The 19,547-nt window shown below is 57.2% G+C and carries 18 protein-coding genes and 2 pseudogenes; 6 read left to right on the top strand and 14 right to left on the bottom strand.

Features of this window, described 5'->3' with window-relative positions; all coding sequences use genetic code 11:
• Window positions 1-3: 3 nt before the first annotated feature.
• Entirely contained in the window at window positions 4-882 is an 879-nt protein-coding gene (locus ABFT80_RS12600) for a MurR/RpiR family transcriptional regulator (RefSeq protein ID WP_347972276.1), read from the bottom strand.
• Window positions 883-1,108: 226 nt separating this feature from the next.
• On the opposite strand from ABFT80_RS12600, the gene ABFT80_RS12595 reads away from it, so the two are divergent.
• Entirely contained in the window at window positions 1,109-2,242 is a 1,134-nt protein-coding gene (locus ABFT80_RS12595) for an NAD(P)/FAD-dependent oxidoreductase (RefSeq protein ID WP_347972275.1), read from the top strand.
• A 788-nt stretch (window positions 2,243-3,030) separates the two neighbouring features.
• On the top strand, window positions 3,031-4,044 hold the full coding sequence (locus ABFT80_RS12590; protein ID WP_347972274.1) for a transporter substrate-binding domain-containing protein: 1,014 nt from the start codon (window positions 3,031-3,033) through the stop codon (window positions 4,042-4,044).
• Here ABFT80_RS12590 and ABFT80_RS28080 read toward each other — a convergent pair.
• The 8 genes and pseudogenes from ABFT80_RS28080 to ABFT80_RS12555 form a co-directional block, all read right to left on the bottom strand.
• Window positions 3,977-4,171, bottom strand: a pseudogene (locus tag ABFT80_RS28080) (hypothetical protein); the annotation flags it as partial. The gene ABFT80_RS12590 and the pseudogene ABFT80_RS28080 overlap by 68 nt on opposite strands.
• 256 nt (window positions 4,172-4,427) lie before the next feature.
• Entirely contained in the window at window positions 4,428-5,201 is a 774-nt protein-coding gene (locus tag ABFT80_RS12585; RefSeq protein WP_455189927.1) for an amino acid ABC transporter ATP-binding protein, read from the bottom strand.
• The gene (locus ABFT80_RS12580; protein WP_347972272.1) at window positions 5,182-5,856 is read right to left on the bottom strand and encodes an amino acid ABC transporter permease; all 675 of its coding nucleotides are present in this window, start codon (window positions 5,854-5,856) and stop codon (window positions 5,182-5,184) included. Before ABFT80_RS12580 ends, ABFT80_RS12585 begins: the two co-directional genes overlap by 20 nt.
• Window positions 5,853-6,530 (bottom strand): amino acid ABC transporter permease, encoded by a 678-nt coding sequence (locus ABFT80_RS12575; RefSeq protein WP_347972271.1) that lies wholly within the window; start codon window positions 6,528-6,530, stop codon window positions 5,853-5,855. Before ABFT80_RS12575 ends, ABFT80_RS12580 begins: the two co-directional genes overlap by 4 nt.
• Window positions 6,531-6,647: 117 nt before the next feature.
• Window positions 6,648-7,436, bottom strand: coding sequence for an ABC transporter substrate-binding protein (locus ABFT80_RS12570; protein WP_347972270.1), 789 nt, complete (start codon window positions 7,434-7,436; stop codon window positions 6,648-6,650).
• A gap of 103 nt (window positions 7,437-7,539) precedes the next feature.
• Entirely contained in the window at window positions 7,540-8,709 is a 1,170-nt protein-coding gene (locus ABFT80_RS12565) for a saccharopine dehydrogenase C-terminal domain-containing protein (RefSeq protein WP_347972269.1), read from the bottom strand.
• Window positions 8,706-9,221, bottom strand: coding sequence for an Lrp/AsnC family transcriptional regulator (locus tag ABFT80_RS12560; RefSeq protein ID WP_347972268.1), 516 nt, complete (start codon window positions 9,219-9,221; stop codon window positions 8,706-8,708). The genes ABFT80_RS12565 and ABFT80_RS12560 overlap by 4 nt, the downstream gene beginning before the upstream one ends.
• 389 nt (window positions 9,222-9,610) lie before the next feature.
• Window positions 9,611-10,042, bottom strand: a pseudogene (locus tag ABFT80_RS12555) (SMP-30/gluconolactonase/LRE family protein); the annotation flags it as partial.
• Between the two features lie 468 nt (window positions 10,043-10,510).
• Between ABFT80_RS12555 and ABFT80_RS12550 the strand changes: the two are divergent.
• Both ABFT80_RS12550 and ABFT80_RS12545 read left to right on the top strand, forming a co-directional pair.
• Window positions 10,511-11,449, top strand: coding sequence for a LysR family transcriptional regulator (locus tag ABFT80_RS12550; protein ID WP_347972267.1), 939 nt, complete (start codon window positions 10,511-10,513; stop codon window positions 11,447-11,449).
• A gap of 144 nt (window positions 11,450-11,593) precedes the next feature.
• Window positions 11,594-12,532 (top strand): SDR family NAD(P)-dependent oxidoreductase, encoded by a 939-nt coding sequence (locus tag ABFT80_RS12545; protein ID WP_347972266.1) that lies wholly within the window; start codon window positions 11,594-11,596, stop codon window positions 12,530-12,532.
• A 303-nt stretch (window positions 12,533-12,835) separates the two neighbouring features.
• On the opposite strand, the gene ABFT80_RS12540 is transcribed toward ABFT80_RS12545, so the two are convergent.
• The gene (locus ABFT80_RS12540) at window positions 12,836-13,774 is read right to left on the bottom strand and encodes a LysR family transcriptional regulator (protein WP_347972265.1); all 939 of its coding nucleotides are present in this window, start codon (window positions 13,772-13,774) and stop codon (window positions 12,836-12,838) included.
• 113 nt (window positions 13,775-13,887) lie between these two features.
• Here ABFT80_RS12540 and ABFT80_RS12535 point away from each other — a divergent pair, with 113 nt between their 5' ends.
• Both ABFT80_RS12535 and ABFT80_RS12530 read left to right on the top strand, forming a co-directional pair.
• Window positions 13,888-14,682 (top strand): SDR family NAD(P)-dependent oxidoreductase, encoded by a 795-nt coding sequence (locus ABFT80_RS12535; protein WP_347972264.1) that lies wholly within the window; start codon window positions 13,888-13,890, stop codon window positions 14,680-14,682.
• An 18-nt stretch (window positions 14,683-14,700) separates the two neighbouring features.
• Entirely contained in the window at window positions 14,701-15,651 is a 951-nt protein-coding gene (locus tag ABFT80_RS12530) for an NHL repeat-containing protein (protein WP_347972263.1), read from the top strand.
• Between the two features lie 874 nt (window positions 15,652-16,525).
• Here ABFT80_RS12530 and ABFT80_RS12525 read toward each other — a convergent pair.
• The 4 genes from ABFT80_RS12525 to ABFT80_RS12510 are packed head-to-tail and all read right to left on the bottom strand — an operon-like array spanning window position 16,526 to window position 19,504.
• On the bottom strand, window positions 16,526-17,290 hold the full coding sequence (locus ABFT80_RS12525) for an amino acid ABC transporter ATP-binding protein (protein WP_347972262.1): 765 nt from the start codon (window positions 17,288-17,290) through the stop codon (window positions 16,526-16,528).
• A 23-nt stretch (window positions 17,291-17,313) separates the two neighbouring features.
• On the bottom strand, window positions 17,314-18,111 hold the full coding sequence (locus ABFT80_RS12520) for a transporter substrate-binding domain-containing protein (protein ID WP_347972261.1): 798 nt from the start codon (window positions 18,109-18,111) through the stop codon (window positions 17,314-17,316).
• Between the two features lie 55 nt (window positions 18,112-18,166).
• Entirely contained in the window at window positions 18,167-18,823 is a 657-nt protein-coding gene (locus ABFT80_RS12515) for an amino acid ABC transporter permease (protein ID WP_347972260.1), read from the bottom strand.
• 9 nt (window positions 18,824-18,832) lie between these two features.
• Window positions 18,833-19,504: an amino acid ABC transporter permease gene (locus tag ABFT80_RS12510; RefSeq protein WP_347972259.1), complete on the bottom strand. Its 672-nt coding sequence runs from the start codon at window positions 19,502-19,504 to the stop codon at window positions 18,833-18,835.
• Window positions 19,505-19,547 lie beyond the last annotated feature (43 nt).

Raw genomic sequence — 19,547 nt, 5'->3', positions numbered from 1 at the left:
TTTTCAGCCTTTTGGTTCGGAGAAGTCGCCTACATATCCTGTGAAGCGGCTGTAGAGCATTGAGACCTTGTTCATCCGCTCTTCTACGAGTGGTCCAAGCTTGATAAAGACGCCGTTCATCAGCAGGTTTGTCAGGCTCGCCATTTGGGCCGTGGAATCCCAAAACAAGTTGAATTCTGTCGGCACGACCAATACTTCATCGACGAGATCGCGGCCCCAGTCGCAAAATGCGTCGGTGATGAGCGTAGTCGGAATTCCCGCGCTGCGCGCTTCCTGGGCAAGGAGGCGGGCCAGCCGCGAATGGCGCCGTGCCTCAAATATCACGAGGCACGCCTCCTCGTGGTCGGTGAGCAGCAGCTCGGCGAAACTCCCGCCCGCCAGATCCAATAGATGAACCCGGTCGCGCAGGTACTGCAGCTGATTTGCAAAGAATTGCGCCATGCCGCGTTCGGTCTGAAATCCTGCAACGTAAACGGCTTTGGTCGTCGATAGACGTTGGACCGTCCGTCTCCATTCCTCGGTCTGGGCCAATTCGTAGACGGCCACCAGACCGGCTATTTCAAGTTGCAGGCCTTGGGCCAATTGATCTTCGCCAGCGAGCGAGCGTTGCTGGAACTCACGCAGGCGATCGCTGACCAGCCACGGGCGGTCGCCGATGTCTTCCCGCAGTTGTTCCTTGAGGTCCTTGAAGCTCTTGTACCCGATGGCGCGACAGAAGCGGCCAACGGTTGGTTCACTCACCGCGACTTTTGCGGCGAGCGTTGAGGCTGTTTCGAATGGGATGCTGTTCAGCTTTGAGAGGATATAGCTCGCCAAAACCTTATCGGCCCGGGAACCCGTGCTCATGCAATCCGTCAGTCTTTGGCGAACCGTCTTTCCCACGCGCATCCTCCAATGAACTCGATCAAGAGGCAATATTTCTATCATAAGGTCAACATATTTTATTTTTCTTGCATATTTATTTTAAGTGGGCTCAATCAGTGAGATGCCGCGCGGCCAACTGAAAGGTTTTTGTGCTCCGAGCGTTATGACTGTTGCTGGTGAGCGACGCCGTAGGAAAAGACTGGGGCCGAGGAAGGGCCTCTATAGCTGAAAGAGTGATCCCACGATGCACTTCGACTATTTGATCATTGGCGCCGGCATATCAGGAGCGGCCGCTGCGTTCGAATTGGCGGCGGGTGGCACCGTAGCGTTGATCGAGGCTGAGAATATTCCAGGATATCACAGTACGGGGCGGTCGGCCGCATTGTACACACGCAACTACGGCGTGCCCATCGTCCAGCGCATCAATTCGGCGAGCCATGGCTTTTTTACATCCCCGCCAGCCGACTTCACCCGGTATCCGCTGCTAACGCCGAGAGGCTCGCTGACGGTAGCTGGGCCAGGCGATGAGGGCCGCCTATCTGCGGTCCTTGCACTGTCCTCGCCCGATAATGAGATCGAGTTGATTTCGGCCGCAGACGCCCGATCGTTGGCACCGTTGCTGCGACCTGACCAAGTCGCTGCTGCCGCCTATGAGAAGGGCGTCATGGACATTGATGTCGCTGGATTGCACCAAGGCTACTTGCGCGGTCTTAGGCAACGCGGTGGCATGGTGATCTGTAACAGCCGGATCGACCGCATTGAGTACCGCCAGGGACTTTGGCGTCTTTCAGCGCGTGACACGACATTTGTCGGACGCATTGTTGTGAACGCGGCCGGCGCGTGGGCCGATGAGATCGGCGCGATGGCTGGGGCAATCCCTCTCCATCTCGTGCCCAAGCGACGCACTGCTATCCTCGTCGATCCGCCATCGGGAGCGGACCTAGGTAGCATGCCAGCAGTTGAATATGTCGATGGCGAAGCCTACTTCAAGCCGGATGCCGGTAAGATTATGGCATCACCTGGCGACCAGACGTCCACCGCTCCCCAGGACGCTCAGCCAGACGAGTGGGACGTTGCCGTTCTGGTCGATTGGCTGGAACGCCGAACAACTCTTTCCATCAGCCGGGTCGCCCATAGCTGGGCTGGTCTGCGATCGTTCGTCGAAGATCAGGTCCCTGTCGTCGGTTTCGATCCACGGGCAAACGATTTCTTCTGGCTGGCTGGTCAGGGCGGTTTCGGAATTATGATGGCGCCGGCTCTCGGAAAGGCAGCGCAGGGCTTAATCGTGAACGGGAACCTTCCTTTAGAACTCCGGACCATAGGCGTAGAGGAAGGCGCCCTGTCACCAGGTCGCCTCATCAAGGAAGCATCGCGTTGAGACGCCATGAATGTTGAACTGTGAAACGTTTTCCAGTCTCTTTTTACGCCATTCGAGCTCTCTGATGCGGACCACGGATTTGTCCTTCAATACCGGCCCAGTCGCCGATCCGGCAGGACGCTTCTAACCCAAGCAATACCTGACAGCACGTCAGGGAGGACGTTGCGGACTCTTGAACCGGTATCGCGAGAATTAAACCGGACTGGCGAGCGCGCCGTCGGGCGACTGTCCGAACACCTTCGCAATCGCTGCAGTCGCTGCTGCGATGAACAGGATGGCGTGATAAGTTCCTGAAGCAGTCGTGGAAGCTGGCGCTGCTGTGAACTTTACCTTGATCAGAACTTCTTGGCTTTCCTAAAAAGCACACTGCTTTTCCCCAAGCGACCTAAGGCAATTTCGAACAAGCGTTGCTTTAAGACGCTTCACACCGCGTTCGTAAGATCGCCCTTGCCATTTAATGAGGTTCTGCCCCACTTTGTGTGGCGGGATTATCCCTCGGCTCAACGCTCACATAATAGGAAGGGAAAGGGCATCGTCAGTTTCTACTTCTGTGCTGCGAATAATCAGCCGGACGATTAAAATTGTTCATGATTTTTCCTGTAAAAAAGCCCGCTCAATGGCGGGCTGAATTTGCTATCGTATTGATAGTCTGAAACGGTTCGTCACATTGGCGGACGAGCGGTGTTTTTGCAATGCGGTTACTCAATTCTGGTATACTTTGTGCGTGCCTACTTATCTTTCTAGTGATTACGCAAGTCCTGCTGATGATAGGGACAACAAAGGCACAAGTGTCCGAACCGACCCCATCGACCCTTAGAGTCGGCGTTTATTCCAGCCCACCTTTTGTTACAAAAAATAGCAAAAATTACTCAGGCATGTCGATCGAGATTTGGGAACGTGTCGCCGCGCGGCTGAATGTCATTTCAGAATATCAAGAATTCCAGAACTATTCTGACCTTGTTACGGCTACGGCGAACGGCACAGTCGATGCGGCGGTGACAAACCTCACGATAACCGAGGGTCGAGCTGAAGTTTTAGACTTTACCCATCCATGGTTTGATGCAGGTCTTCGTGTTATGGTCCATAAGGGTTCAGGTTCCAATTTTTCCGATATTATCGATGACTTGGGAGATGCTGGCCATCTTATGAACTACGCTTGGCTTGGTGTCATGCTGGTGGTCGCGACCGCAGCATTGACACTCTTTGACCGACGATTTGATCCGGAGTTCCCGCGCCGCTGGCGGGAGGGCTTGTCGGAGAGTTTTTATCACGTAATGTCGGTGGCTACATCTGGACGAACATCCCGAAAAAATCTGTTCGGATGGGCAGGTCGCATTTGGCAGGCAATCTGGATGGTATTTGGTATTGCCGTCATAGCCTATGTCACGTCGTCAGTTGCAAGCGTAATGACCGCGTCACATCTCACGAACCAAATTAATAGCGTTGCAGACCTGCAAGGCAAAATCGTGGGGGTGCGCTCCGGAAGTATCGCTGAGGAATATATGAAGGGCGCTTTTGTCAACACAATGCCTTTCAATCATATCGAGGACGCTACTGCGGCACTTCTGAACGAAGAGATAGCCGCAATTGTTGGCGACAAGCCAGTTCTGGAATATCACGCCCATGCCAATCCTGATCTACCGGTGGAGGTCGTCGGAGGCACTTTTCATCCGGACAAGTACGGCTTTGCATTTTCTACTGGCAGCCCTTTCACACGTCCTGCATCAGTGGCAATCATTGGACTTCAAGAGAGCGGAGAAATTGAAAAACTGAGGGTGAAATACTTCGGCGTCCAACCGTGAGCACCAGCACTGGCAACGTTCGCCTTTGGTGGCCGGCGACGCAACAAGCCGCCATCTCCGTCGCGGCGAGGATGAACAGTTGCCGGATGTATCGATTTCCTTGCTTGCTCATACGACACAGACGCGTCTCGCCTCCGGACTAATTCCGTCGTGGTACCAAGGTAAGTCAAGCAGCGAAATGTCTTCCTGATCTGAAACCTTCCGGGTCAGGAACGATCAAAGCGATTGCTGAAGCCATGACAAACCCCACCTCAAGAATGGTTTAACCATCGACTGAGCTGGATGTTTAGTCGGACTGGGGAAAAAATAGAATCTGTCCTGTTTTATTGGACTTACTATCGATTGATAGACGACGAGCGACACACCGCGCCATAAACCGCCACTCAGTGGCGCAGTATCTTGCCGAGGAAGGCTTTGCTGCGTTCGGTCTTTGGATTGGAGAAGAATTCTTCCGGCGCTCCGCTTTCGACAATGGCGCCTTGGTCCATGAACACCACACGTTGGGCGACCCGGCGGGCAAAGCCCATTTCATGGGTCACCACCATCATCGTCATCCCCTCTTCGGCAACCGCCACCATGACGTCCAGCACTTCGCTGATCATTTCAGGGTCGAGCGCCGAGGTCGGCTCGTCGAACAGCATAATCTTCGGCCGCATGCCTAGGCAGCGAGCGATGGCAACGCGCTGCTGCTGGCCGCCGGATAGCTGCGAAGGATAGGCATTAAACTTGTCGCCGAGTCCGACCTTGGCTAGCAGGTCTCGTCCGTCTTTTTCCGCCTGCCTACGCGGAATTTTTCGCACATGGATGGGTGCCAGCGTGACGTTTTCGAGCGCGGTCTTGTGCGGATACAGGTTGAAGGACTGGAAAACGAAGCCGATTTCAGTTCGCAGCAGCGTCATGTTGGTAGCTGGATCACCGACGCGTTTATCGTCGACGACAAGATCGCCCTTCTGGATCGGCTCCAGGCCGTTGACGCAGCGGATCAGTGTCGATTTTCCCGAGCCGCTGGGGCCGCAGACCACAACCACCTCGCGCGGCTGGACGCTGAGGTTGATGTCGTTGAGGACATGAAGCGATCCGAACCATTTGTTGACATTTTGAAACTCGATCACGCCTGACGACCTTCCTGAAGGGAGTTCACAACTGCACCTCGCCATGGGCAGCGCTCATGCGTCTTTCGAGTCGGCGCGCCAGCAGGATGAGCGGGTAGCATACGACGAAGTAGCCGACCCCGACGAGCGCAAAGACCAGCAGGCCATTCGGTACGCGCTGCACCACCAGCCAGCCGACGCGTGTCAGGTCAGTCAGACCGATGGCGGAGACGACGGACGAATCCTTGATGAGAAGCACATATTGCCCGACCAGCGGCGGCAGCACCACGCGCATGGCCTGCGGCAGCACCACCTGCCGCATCCGCTGCCATTTGGACAAGCCCGAAGCCAGCGCCGCTTCAATCTGGCCTTTCGGCACGGAGTTAATACCGGCGACCACTATTTCGCAGATGAAGCAGGCGTTGAGGTTGGTCAGCGCGATGATGCCGGCGGTGAAGGCGTCAAGCTCGACGCCAAGTTCGGGCAGGATGAAGAAGATCAAAAATATCTGGACGAGGAACGGCGTCCCACGGATGAGGTCCACCCACGCGCCGATGACGGTGCTGAGCACGCGGCTGCCGGCGGTGCGCAAAATGCCGAGGCCAAAGCCTATCAGCGTGCCGATGACAAGCGCGATAAGCGAAAGTACGACCGTCATGCCGAGTCCGCGCATGGCCAGGGGGTAGCTGCCGGCAAGGCTTTCCAGTTGTTGCCAGATCATGGGCGGCTCCTTGCCGGTTCACGGCCGAGCCAATGACTCGCGAAAGCGGCCAGCCCTTTGAGGCAATAGTAAAGCACGAGGTAGAAGGCGGCGACGGTGATGAAACCTTCCGCTGGCATGAAACGATCGGAGGCGAGCAACTGCCCGGCGCGCGTCAGTTCGGCAACCGAAATCAGCGACAGCAGCGCCGAATCCTTCACCATGACGATGGCCTGCCCCAGCAGCGGCGGGATTGTCACCTTGAAAGCCTGCGGCAGGATGACGAGGCGCATACGCTGAAGATAGCGCATGCCGGAGGCGACGCTGGCCTCCACCTGACCGCCCGGGATCGATAGAATGCCCGCGCGGATGATCTCGGCGATATAGGCGCCGCTGTTTAGTGACAGAGCGAGTATGCCGACGATGTATTCAGGCAGAATAATGCCAAGGCGCGGCAGGCCGAAATAGAGAAAATAGAGCTGAACCAGCAGCGGCGTGGCACGTATGACATCGATATAGGCTTTGGCCGGCACCCCTAGGGCGCGCGAGCGTTGCAGGTTCATAGCGCAAAGCAAAATGCCGACCAGAAGCGCGCCGGCGAAGGAAATGACCGATAGCCAGACCGTCGTGACGAGGCCCTGCCCGAACAGGGGCAGGTATTCGCCAATCGTGCGGAAGCTGAAATTTTCGAGCATCTACGGAGGGCCTACCATATCGTGGTTACCAAGTAAGGCCTGCCTCCCCGGCAGGCGAGGCAAAGAGCGATCCCGCATCGAGCAGGAGTTAGATGCGGGATCGTCCGGTGCCAGCTTTTAGTGGTCCTTCTTCCAGTCTTCGGAATTGACCCAGTAGTTGAGGTTCTGCTCCAGGCGTCCATCGATGGTGACCTGATTGAGGAACAGGTTCATCCAGACAAGCAGATCGGGCTCGTCATAACGCGTTGCGAAGGCCAGGGGTTCTTTCGACAAAAGATCCGGCATGATGTTGAAGGTGCCTGCCGGATAAGCTGTCGATTGGCCTTTGACAGCGGAAACGTCATTCACGCCGCAATCGGCCTGACCGTTATTGACGGCGTCAAGCAGTAGCGGACCGCCGCCCTTGTAGCTCTTGATGTCGGCTTCGGGGAAAGCTTTCTTGGCTTCCTTTTCGCCGGTTGCGCCGAGCAGCACGGCAATCTTTGTGCCAGGCGCCTTGCAGTCTTCGGCGGTCTTGAACTTGCTTTCCCCCTTCATGAACACGGTACTGCCCGTGTACATGTAAGGGTTGGTGAAGGCGACCTTCATCGCCCGCGCCAGCGTCGGCGTCATGTCGGCCACGAGCAGATCGGCCTTGCCGGACAGCAGCGCTGGAATGAGGCCATCCCAGTCGAAATCCAGGAATGTGATTTTCACGCCCATTTCAGTTGCCATCAGCTCAGCAAGTTCTACGGAACTGCCGCTGCGTTCGCCCTTGGAATCTACCAACGAGAAGGGAGGTCCCTGCGTCTGCACCGCAACCCGCAATTCGCCGCGCTTGACGATGTCATCCAGTGCGCCAGCGCTTGCCGCGTTGGTAATACCCAGCGTCGCCAGTGCCGTGATAAACAGATTGGCAATCTTCATTCTAGTCTCCTCCCGGTTGTCTTCTTGCCCGTAATAGGCCTTCTTTTGAAAGGCATCACCGCTTGCTGGCGGGTCAAGCCGCTATCAAAACTCTACCTCGCCCTCAGGCATTCCAGACGATCGTTTCAGATATATTGATCCCACGTTTGGCTAGTTCATTCAGGAACAGACCATCGGGCACATGCGTCAAAGGGTTGAGAAGCCCGGCGCCGGCGATTTCGCCTCTTGCCAGCATTTGCGCGACTATGCTTGCCGGATAACCGACGCCGAGGCTCATTCCGAACAGTCCGGATTTCAGGTCGCGTTCGATGACGAGATCGGATGTCACCGTCTTGCCGCGACCGCCCTGCGTGCCGCGAAAGACATTGCGCATGATGCACAAATCCTTCTCATCGTCAGCATATTGGAGCTGCGGGCCAAGCAAGCGACTGAGGAACTCGCGCGGGTTGATCGGAGCTGCCAGACCCGGCACAGGCAGATCGGACAAGAAGCCGAGCTTTTTCAGCGGCGCCCAGAACGCCGACCAGCCCGGCCATCGCAACGAATAGCGGCCCGTGCGTTGCAAACCGTTCGCCGCACCGAGCATCGCGGCGTAGTGGGGTGCATCGCCGTTCGGAATGGCCTCCAGTGCACCAAGCCCTTCAACCTCAATCTGATGGATGAATGTATTTTCATGCTGGTTGGCGCTCGACACCACGACGCGCTTACCATCTTCCATGAGCACGCTGTCGCGGCTCTGGCTGGCCAGAACCATATCGAAATTCCAACTCACCTTATAGGATAGTGGCTCGACGCGTGCCTTCGGTTCGGGAATGCCTCCGCAATAGGAATCGATTGATGTGACGGCGTCGAACTGGCGCGCGGCATGCGCATACAAAACAAGGTCGATACCCGGATCGAGCCCGCATTCGGTCATGATCGACACACCCGCCTTTTCAGCCGCCGGTGCGAGATCCGCAATCGGTTTCGCGTAGTTGGTCGTCACCAGCGGTGTGCGCGTCTTGATCGCGGCAAGCACCGCATCATGCATCAGGGGCTGCGGCAATAGGTCGATGGTGGCATCCACGCCGTTCATCACCTCGGCCAACACAGAATCGATCGGACCTTCAGGAACGACGAAACGGATGCGGTTCAAATCGGTGAGGCCCGCCAGGACAGTCGCGCCGTTCGAAGCAGTTTCGACACACACCACCTCCTCGACGCCGCTTGCAACGAGATCAGCAATCGCCGCGCGTCCTTGCAAGCCGAGACCGCCGAGCACCGCGACTTTCATGCCATTTCCTTGCGCACTGGCGCCTCAGCCCCTTCGGGCCAGCAGCCTTCGGGCAGGTTGATCCATTTGTTGCACGATGCCATGACGACGAACGTCTCGCTGCGGACGACTTCGCCCGGCTCGCCTGCGCCGGGGATCAGTTCGCTGGTGACGCGGTAGAGGTCGGCGACGTCGCCGGTGACGGTGACATCGACGATGATATCGAAGCGGCCGGTCACCACGGAAGCCGAATTCACGAAAGGCAATTGCGCGATGCGCTCGGCAAGTTCGCGCGCTCGCCCGCGCCCCTGCGCATTGATGCCGACGATGGCCGAGATCAGTTCGGGACGCTCGGTCAGGTTCAGAAGTCCCACGATCCTGAGGAGATTGCGGTCAAGAAGGTTGCGAAGACGCGATCGTACTGTCGGCACCGACATCGCCATCTTCTCGGAAAGCTGGCTGATACTGTGCTGCGCGTCTTGTGACAGCAACTTAACCAACCGCCTGTCTGCCTGATCCAAATGCTCTCTCAACCCAACCTCTTTCACAATTAGAAGAATTTCAGAAGTTTTTTTTCCATTCCAGAAACATCCTAGGCGCTTTATTTCACAAAGCAAATCTTTATGGGATGTGCGAGTAGAAGAGACAAGCAAATCTCGTCAGTCCTGCAAGTCAGACAAGACCGATCGGTCGGAACTGTGCTCAAGGGTCAGATTTCGGCAAACTGATAAGCGTTGGCGCGTATGGTCAGCGCCCCAGATGCGGCACCCTGTTCCGACATAGCCATTGGAGCTTGGCCAGCCTGTGCACCCGACTACGCTCGTACGGCGATATGCTGGACGATGGCGAAGCCTTGAAAGTACAGAAATAGGCGGCGTGCAGCTCTTGGTTGAAGTCATTCGACGACATGTGACTGCCAACCTCAGAAGGTCTTTACACCAGTGGCGAAGACCCGAACCGAATAAAGGCTGGTCGTGCCGCAGATGAAAAGGCGATCGCGCTTCGGTCCGCCGAAACAGACATTCGCGACCACCTCGGGGATTTTGATCTTCCCGATCAGAGTGCCGTCGGGATGATAGACATGGACGCCATCTCCCGCCGACGTCCAAAGGCGGCCGTCGGTATCAATCCGAAAACCGTCGAAGAGACCAACGGTGCAATCTGCAAAGACGCGCCCACCGACAAGCTTGCTGCCTTGAACGTCGAACACCCTGATGTGGGCCGGATGCTGGGCGCCGTGGGTTCGTCCTGTGTCGGCGATGTAGAGCTTGCTCTCATCGGGCGAAAACGCCAAGCCATTGGGCTTGAAGAAATCATCCGCCACGACCTCCAGGTGTCCATAAGCCCCATCTATTAATCGGGCCGCCCGAGCTTCGCGCTGAAATAGCGAATGTCGTCGGCGCACTGGCAAAAATCTATAATGGCGATTGGACGTAGGAGCACGCTTCACAAAAGGCTGCTTTCGTGATTTCGACATTGCAGAGTGAACGGCTGAGACGGGGTCGATAGCGGGAAAAGAGGCCGACGACTGGCTTTTAATCTTGCCAACACGTTTACGCATTACATCCACGACTATGCTTGAACTTGAGCAGTCGAGACTACCCTGTCTGAACGTCATGAGAAAGGAACTTCGTTGTCACCGGGCGATTATGGGATCGCCTCTCGCCGGAGTCGGTTTTGGCGCGGTCATCTGACTCGGCACGCTCGGGCCTTAATCTAAGGCTGCCTTTGGCTCCTCGCGCTTCTCGCCTTACCATTTTTGCCGCGGCAATTTATGTTATGAGGGGTCTGATTCAGGTATCCATGCTAATCAGGCAGATAGATGAAGAAGAACTTCACAAAGGTGGCACGCGGACTTGATAGCGTATCGGCGTTTTTGCGTGTCGCGGATCGCCGCAGTTTCCGCGCGGCGGCGATCGATTGGGGCGTATCGCCGTCGGCCGTCAGTCAGTCGATTATGACTCTGGAAGCGCGTGTCGGCGTGGCGTTGGTCTCGCGCTCGACGCGCAGCGTCGGCCTGACGGAGGCCGGCCAGCGATTTATCGAACACGCAAAGCCCGCCATGGAAAACCTAGATGCCGCCTTTGAGGCGGCAAGGTCCTTGGGCGAGCGACCTTCAGGACTGTTGCGCATTACCGTGCCGCGCTCGGTTGTCACACCAGTGCTCGAACCCGCACTGCCCGAGTTCTGCGCCGCCTACCCGGATATAGATATCGAAATCGTGGCGGATTCCGGTTTCGTGGACATCGTCGCGGCCGGTTTTGATGCTGGAATAAGGCTGGGAGAGCTCGTTGATGCCGACATGATCGGCGTCAGGCTGACACCGCCCTTCCGATATTGCGTGGTGGGTTCGCCTTCCTATTTCCAGAAGCATGGGCACCCTGTCCAGCCTGCCGATCTTGGTTCCCATCGCGCCATCCGATACCGTCAGGAACGCTCAGGTGGTGTGTATCGCTGGGAATTCGTCGAAAATGGGCGCGAAGTCGAGATCAATGTCTCTGGCCCGCTCACACTCAATGACGAAACGCTGCTGCCATCGATGGCAATGAAAGGTCTCGGCCTTGCCTATCTGGCAGAGCCGTTGGTGCACGAAGAAGTCGTGCGCGGACGACTTGAAACCGTGCTGGACACCTATTGTCCGCAAAGTCCCGGCCTGTTTCTCTATTATCCGAGCCGCGCCCAGCGCTTGCCGAAACTGAAAGTCTTTATTGACCACATGATCAAGCAACGCAAGTACTTCGAAGAACGAATGTCACTTTGATGCCAGCATTCTCATGCGCACCATTGTGAAGGAATTCTTCATGGTTCATTCAGATAGTATCGGATTGTAGCACAACACACCGCGTTCTACCCTGCCCCGACTTCAATGCATTAGCCGCGAGGAATCTGCGGCGAGCGGGGCGAGATGGAATCAGAAAACAACAAGCCGAACAATCCGGGCCGGCGGCACATGCTGGGCGCGGCAGCCGTTGGCACCTTGGCCGGCGCAGCCATGGGGATGACAGGCGGTCTCTCGCTCGCGGCGACGGTACGCCCCCCGGCCTCACCTGTCTTCGAAGGCAGGCGCCGTTTCGCCGATCAGATCGTCATGATCACCGGGGCCACGTCGGGGATCGGCCGGGCGGCGGCCGAAGCCTTCGCCGCCGAGGGCGCGAAGGTCGTCTTTTGCGGTCGTCGCGAGAATCTGGGCGCGGAGGTAGAGAGTGCCATTCGCGAGGCCGGCGGCGAGGCGCTCTACATCAGGACCGATGTGCGCGATGAAAACGATATCGACACCTTCGTCGCGCGCGCCGTTGAAACCTATGGCCGGATCGACATCGCGCTCAACAATGCCGGCATCAGCTTCAGCAAACCCCTGCACGAGATAGAGGCCGACGAATGGGACGATCTGCAGGACACCAATGTCCGGGGCGTCTTCTTGTCGATGAAGGCGCAGATCCCGCATATGCTCGATCGGGGTGGCCAAATCATCGTGACGTCGTCGGTCAACATTGTCGGGGCCCGGCCCGGACTTGCTGCCTACAACGCCAGCAAGCGGGCGCTGGCGGGGCTCGTCCAGACGGCAGCGCTTGAATATGCCGACAGGGGCATCAGGGTGAACGGCATCTGTCCGGGCGCGACCGACACGGAGATGATCCGACGACAGGCCGGTTTCATCGACGCGCCGGATGCTGCATGGAGCGCCGCCATCGGTATTTGGGGGCGCAGCAACGTCTATGGATTACAGCGTGTCGCTGCACCGCACGAGATCGCCGCACCTATTCTCGCGATAGCGTCCCCGGACATGACATACCTTACGGGATCAATGATTTTTGTCGATGGCGGAATGACCGCATCTCTCTGACGGCAAGAACAACAATCCGCATGGCGGAACTCCCTCATTGTGTCATGGGCAGGCAATGCCGCTGCGTGGCGCCTCGCAGCGACTTGGCGGTACCCGGCCAAATTCGACAGTTGAAGGAATTTTCCTCTGCTCAGCCAGATGTGGTTATCGGCGGTCATAGAAAAGGGTCCATTTCCGGAACAAATCCCCCGGCGCAGCCGAATTTGATTAGGTGCCGTTTGCTAGGTCAATTTATGGATTTCGAAGGCGGGGTTTTGGGCGCCTATTCTCTGGTTCCAAATGTCCATTCTGGGGTCGCGCTCATCAAACATCGAGCTGGACACACAACTCCCGATCCCAAGGTGGTCTACCTTCAAATTCCTCACTCATGAAATCGATGAAGGCGCGAACCTTGCGCGGCACTATCGGCGCGCGCGGATAGATGACCGACACTATACTTTTTGCTGGACGGTAACCGTTTAATACCGGGATCAAGCGTTTTTGACTGATGTCAGTCCCCGCCACGAATGTCGCCAGGATTGCAATCCCTTGACCTGCAAGCGCGGCGTGATGCAATGCGGTAATGTTGTCTGAACTCATGACGGGATCAACTGCCAGCTCGAAGATTCCTTCTGGTCCGTCGAGTTGCCACCGTGCGCCTTGCAGGAATGCAGAGAAATTCAGGATGCGATGATCCTGTAACTCACCAGGATGTGTGGGGTCGCCATATTGTTCAACATATGCGGGCGATGCGCAGATGACACGTTGATTTTCTGCGATTTTCTTCATTCTGTAGTCGCCACCTGCCTCCGTCGCTCCGATACGGACAGCGGCGTCGAAACGGTCGCTTACCAGATCCACGATATGATCGCTGAAATGAAGATCAAGCCTGAGGCCGGGGTAGGCTTTCATAAACCTTGGCAGTCGTGGCGCGATTTGTGATTGCCCGAATAAATTTGGCAGAGCGAGTCTTAACGTACCGGCTGGTTGTTCCGCATAGCGCGACACAGCGGCTCGCGCATCATCAAGACGCGAGATCAGATCAATGGCATGCTCGAAGAAAACGGAACCGGCTTCAGTCAAGGTGACGTTACGTGTATCGCGATGCAAAAGGCGTGCGCCAAGCTCGGTCTCAAGCGCCTTTATTCGGCGACTTAACACGGATGGGTGGACGCCAAGATTGCGAGACGCCTGCACATAGCTGCCTTTGCGCGCAACCACGACAAACTCAATCAACCTTTCGCTCTCCAACGATTTTTCCAAACAACCTCCTGCTATCATTATTGCTGTTTTAGCATTATTTAATGGCAAAATAGACTATTAATTGCAGATTGCGACATCCCACATCTCCTTCATAAACAGAAGGAGCAATCGACATGCACGAACTTGAGAACCGGGTGGCACTTGTAACAGGTGCCGGAACGGGAATAGGCAAAGCCACTGCCCAGGCATTTGCAAATGCTGGCGTACACGGTGTCGTACTAGCCGGCCGGCGTGAGGCCGAGCTGGACGGCACTGCAGATCTCGTTCGGGCCGCAGGTTCGATACCACTTGTCATTTCCACAGATGTATCAAATGAAAGCGCCGTTTCCGGATTGATCTCGGCTGCAGTTGATGAGTTCGGACGGCTCGATGCCTGCTTCAACAATGCCGGAAATCTCGGAAACTTCAGGCCGATCTGGGAGCAGTCCGAAGACGATTTCGACGCTACGATGAGCGTCAATCTCAAAGGCGCTTGGCTTTGCTGCAAGCACCAGATGGCGGCAATGATACGCCTCGGCAATGGCGGCGCTATAGTCAACACTTCTTCCTGGCTCGCCCATGGAGCATTTCCAGGCTCTTCGGTTTATTCGGCATCGAAGTCGGCGCTGGACGGAATGATCCGCGCGCTTGCTCAGGAGGCAGCCGTAGAGGGCATTCGGGTCAATAACGTCAATCCTGGCATCATCGACACACCGATGTTTCGCATTGCCGCCGAAGGCGAGGCTGATCGCCAGTTTATCCGTCACACGCCGGCGCAGCGGTTGGGCACACCAGAGGACATTGCCGATGCCGTCGTCTGGCTCTGCTCGGACGGTGCCCGTTTCGTAACAGGACAAAACCTTCTCGTCGATGGGGGCTACACCATTCCCGGCCACAGGGCCTGGGCAACTGATGCAATTGCATCATAACACATGGAGAACTGTACAGTGCGCACAATAGCAACCTCTCTCGTATTCGCCTTTCTTTGCACAACATCAGTTGGAGCTTATACGGCAGCCAGTAATGCGGATGTTCCAAATACAATCACTTTGCCGCAAAATGCGTCCTACCCGAATGGAATTACGCATGCCGAAGATGGAACGCTATTCATCGGACAGATCACACAGGGCGGCATCCTGCGTCGCGGGCCAGATGGCTTATGGTCTCGCATCCATGAAGGTTCGGAAAGCATCTTTGCCGGCACAGCGTTACGGCTGGACGAGGCCCGTAACGTACTTTGGGGTGCATCGCCAGACTTTCTGCCTGAGGGTGAACCCAGAGTCCCGAACATTTTCGCAATCGACACTCGCACGGGTGTTGTTCTGCAGTCAGTTGCGCTGAACGACGGATTCACAAACGATATCGCCATCGAACCTGAAGGCAGCATCCTGGTCACGGACAGTACCGGCGGTCGGCTTCTGCGGCTGACACTTGGCGAAACCGAATTTGAAACGGCACTGCAAGATGACCGCCTGACCCATGACAGCGGTATTGGAGTAGGCGGAATTGCGAGAGCTCCGAATGGTGCGGTTGCTGTTGGAAACTTCAGCACGGGGCGTCTCTATATCTACGAGAACGACAGCCTCCGGGAACTGGAGTTACCGCGAACAATCGAGAATCCAGATGGCATGGCATTCACCGCCGACGGTTCGCTTATTGTTCTGGAAGGTGCTGTAGAGAGCGGCGATGGCAGAGTGTTACGCATTGCGAACTCTCTCGCACCGGGCAAACGCGACCTCGAAATTGTGACCGAAGGCCTGGAGAGCCCGGTCAATCTCACTATCGCGTCGGATGGCATCGCCTACGTAACGGAATCCCGTATCCGCCATCGCCTCATTGAAGGTCGCGAAACTGAAATACCGAACGAATTCCGTGTCGTCGCAGTTCCGTTGAGCTAGAGCGATTCCGCATTATCTGAATCGTTCGAGACTTCGTTGAACGTCAGAATGTGATTCAAGATGCTGGCTGGCAGGAGCCAGCATCTCATTAAAATGATATTCATGAAAAAGCGTTGTAATAGCCACGAGAGCGGCGAAAGCCGCCGATCGGGCGCGCTCCATTTTGGCGTTGCAGGTCGTATGCGGCGAAGAAGTGGTTCACTGGAAGCATGCGCCCTCTACTGTTATGGCGGGGCCGCTTTTGCCGCCGATATCCAGACCCGAAAAGTGTCCTTCTAATGTTTGCGTTGCCCCGCCACAGACTATGACCAATATCCGCTCCAACAGGCAAGCGGACCCATCTCAGAATAGGTAACCGCCAATGCGGCGCCACATGCTGGCTCCACAAGCGCACGATGATCATCGAGAAATCGGCTGCAAGCCATCTTGCTCAACTCAAACGTCCGCTGGCACACGCGTCGTGCACACGAAGATGTTGCGATGCTATTGATGGCTGGCAGCTCAACCTGCTAACCGGCATTGATGGACGCAGCCAATGAGGCCGCCCCTTGGTTCCACTGCAAGATTGGCTACCAACCGATAGAATGACCGCGTCAAATGTGGCCCGAACCGCCACCACCTCATCGATCAAGCTGCTATGGCCTCCACAATAAGGGATCGTCGAAAGGGTGGATAAAGGCCAAAGATTGGTCGACTTGAGACAAGACCAGTGCGTTCGCCTCTTGCCACGAAGCCCATCGACGAAGACGTCCACCCCCTGCTGACGAATAAGTGCTTTCACCGTCTCTGAAGTGATTTCAGACACGGACACAGGAGTGCCATAACTCCTCCCCGATCTGCCTCGTCGAGGCATAGGCGCATCGCATAGCATAGGTTACACGCTTGAAATTTGGCCGAGGAAAGTGCGGGTACGTTCATGCTTCGGATTGGAGAAGAATTCCTCCGGGCCGGCGACCTCGACGATCTCGCCCTGGTCCATGAAGATGACGCGGTCGGCGACCTTGCGCGCAAAGCCCATCTCATGGGTGACGACCATCATCGTCATGCCTTCCGTCGCGAGGTCAATCATCGTGTCGAGCACCTCCTTGACCATCTCGGGATCGAGAGCCGAGGTCGGCTCGTCGAATAGCATGATCTTGGGGTTCATACACAGGGCGCGGGCGATCGCCACGCGCTGCTGCTGGCCGCCTGAAAGCTGGGCAGGATATTTTTCGGCCTGCTCGGGGATGCGCACCCGGATGAGGAATTTTCTGGCCGTCTCCTCGGCTTCGGCCTTGGAGACGCCACGCACCTTCATCGGTGCAAGCGTGCAGTTTTCCAGCACCGTCATGTGCGGGAACAGGTTGAACTGCTGGAACACCATGCCCACGTCGCGGCGCACCTGCTCGACGTTCTTCGGGCCGGCGGTCAATTCGATGCCGTCGACGAAGATTCTGCCCTTCTCGACCGCCTCAAGCTGATTGACACAGCGGATCAGCGTCGACTTGCCCGACCCTGAAGGGCCGCACACGACGATCTTCTCGCCGCGCGCGACCTCGAGGTTGATGTTCTTGAGAGCGTGGAACGCGTTGTACCACTTGTCCACGCCCTCCATCCTTACGGCGGGCATGTCTGCGCTTTTGGTGTTCGTCACGGACATACCGCGCTCCTTCTTGCGATCCGTTATTCGGAAACGAGGAACTCGGGCAGCGGACCGCCGACCCACTTCTCGTGCAGCTCGTTGAGCCGGCCGCTCTCCTTCGCTTTCGCGAGGAACGCGTTGATGTGCTCCATCAGTTCGGCCTGTCCGGGCCGCGTGGTGATGCCCTGGCTCTGACGGCGCAGCGAGAACTTGGTGTCGAACCGGTCGGGCGCGGCCGAATTGATCTGCGCGATCACCACGTTCGACGCGCCCATCAGCGGCACCTGACCCGACAGCAGTGCCTGGACGGCCGAGGCATCGTCGTCGAAGCGCTGGATGTTGGCGTCCTGGGGCGCGATCTCGGTGATGGCGGTGTCCTGCGTGGAGGCTCGGGCGACGCCGACGCTCTTGCCGGAGAGGTCGGCGGCTTCGGTCACTTCAGTGTTCGCGTCGCCGAAGACGAAGATTTCGATGCCGGCATAGCCGTCCGAGAAGTCTACCTGCTTGGCGCGTTCGGGCGTGATGCCGAGCGAGGCGACGAGAATATCGACCTGGCCGGAGAGCAGGTAGGGAATGCGGTTCGGACCGGTGACCGGCACGATATTGACCTCGACGCCCATGTCCTCGGCGAGAAGCTTCGCAACGTCGGCATCATAGCCGTCCGGCTGACCCTGCTCGTTCATTATGCCGAAAGGCGGAAAATCGACCAGCATGCCGATGTTGATCTTGCCGCGCGATTTAATCTCCTCGACCGTCTGCGCGGCCGCACTCGAGAGCGCCACGCCTGCCGCGAGCGCTGCGCCGAGCGTCAGCCCGGCAATTCTTCCGAAGATGTTCATGTGCTGGTCCCTTCCCATTTTGAAATGTTCGGCCTTATGAAGCCGTTGGTCCGTCTCAACGCCGTGTCGCCACGGCGAAGCGGTTTTCCATGCGGCGCGCGAGGATCGACAGCGGCCAGCACAGGATGAAGTAGAGCGCAGCGACCAGCCCGAACACCGTGAACGGGTCGAAGGTCGCGTTGTTGATGATCTGGCCCGCGCGCGTCAGCTCCACAAAGCCGATGATCGAGGCAAGCGAGGTGCCTTTAATGAGTTGGACGAGGAAGCCAACCGTCGGCGCGACCGCGATGCGGGCGGCCTGCGGCAGGATGATGGACTTCATGCGGTCGTAATAGCGCAGTCCCAGCGCCCAGGAGGCTTCGGCCTGGCCTGTCGGGACGGCCTCTATGCAACCGCGCCAGATTTCGCCCAGGAACGCGCTGGCATGCAGCGTCAGTGCAATCGCGGCAGCCAGCCATGGATTGATGCCCAAGCCGAAGATGTTGAGCCCGAAGAAGACGAGAAAGAGTTGCATCAGGAGCGGCGTACCCTGGAACAGCCGGATGAAGCCGAGCGCCGCATAGCGCAGCGGCGAGATGGCGGACACCCTTGCAAGCGCGACCGCCAGTCCGCCCACGGCGCCGCCCGCGAACGCGACCGCCGACAAAGCCACCGTCCATTGCACGGCCAGGACGATGAACCAGAATTCGTTGATGCCGAAAGCTCTGATCATGTCATCCTCCTAGCGCGCTAGCGGATAGTTGAAGGCATATCGCTGGATCGCCGCGAAGATGGTGGAGAAACCCAGCGACAGGATCAGATACATGGCGGTGATGACGAGATAGACCTCGAAGGCGACGAAGGTCTGCGACTGGATGTTGTTACCGGCAGCCGCCAAATCGGTGGCGGAAATGACCGACACCACGCTCGACGTCAGCATCAGGTAGATGAACTGGCTGGTCAGCGCTGGATAGATGGTGCGCAGCGCCGGCTTCATGATGATGTAGCGGAAGACCTGCATCCGCTTGAGACCGAGTGCAGTGCCCGCCTCGACCTGCCCCCGGTTGATGGATTCGATGCCGGCGCGGATGATCTCGGTGGCATAGGCGCCGACATTGACGGTCAACGCGGTCAGTGCGGCCACGTTGGGTGACAGCCTGATTCCGAACGCGGGCAGGGCGAAGAAGATGAAGAAAATCTGGACAAGAAAGGGCGTGTTGCGGATCGCCTCGACATAGCAGTCGACGAGGAAGCGCAGCGGCTTCGGGCCGGCGGTCTTGGCGATGGCGCAGGTGACCGCAACGATCGTGCCCAACACCATCGCGCCGAAGGAAAGCTGGATGGTGGTCAGCGCGCCAATCAACAATTGGTCAAAATTGCTGAAGACCGGCGCAAACTTGAATTGATAGCCCAATGCGAACCTCCCTATTGCGCGCGCTGGTGCCTTTTAGATCGAT

The sequence above is a fragment of the Foliimonas ilicis genome, assembly GCF_039939195.1.
GTDB classification, from domain to species: domain Bacteria; phylum Pseudomonadota; class Alphaproteobacteria; order Rhizobiales; family Rhizobiaceae; genus Foliimonas; species Foliimonas ilicis.
The sequence above is the reverse complement of the archived record's forward strand: the minus strand, read 5'-3'. Positions and strand labels throughout refer to the sequence as shown.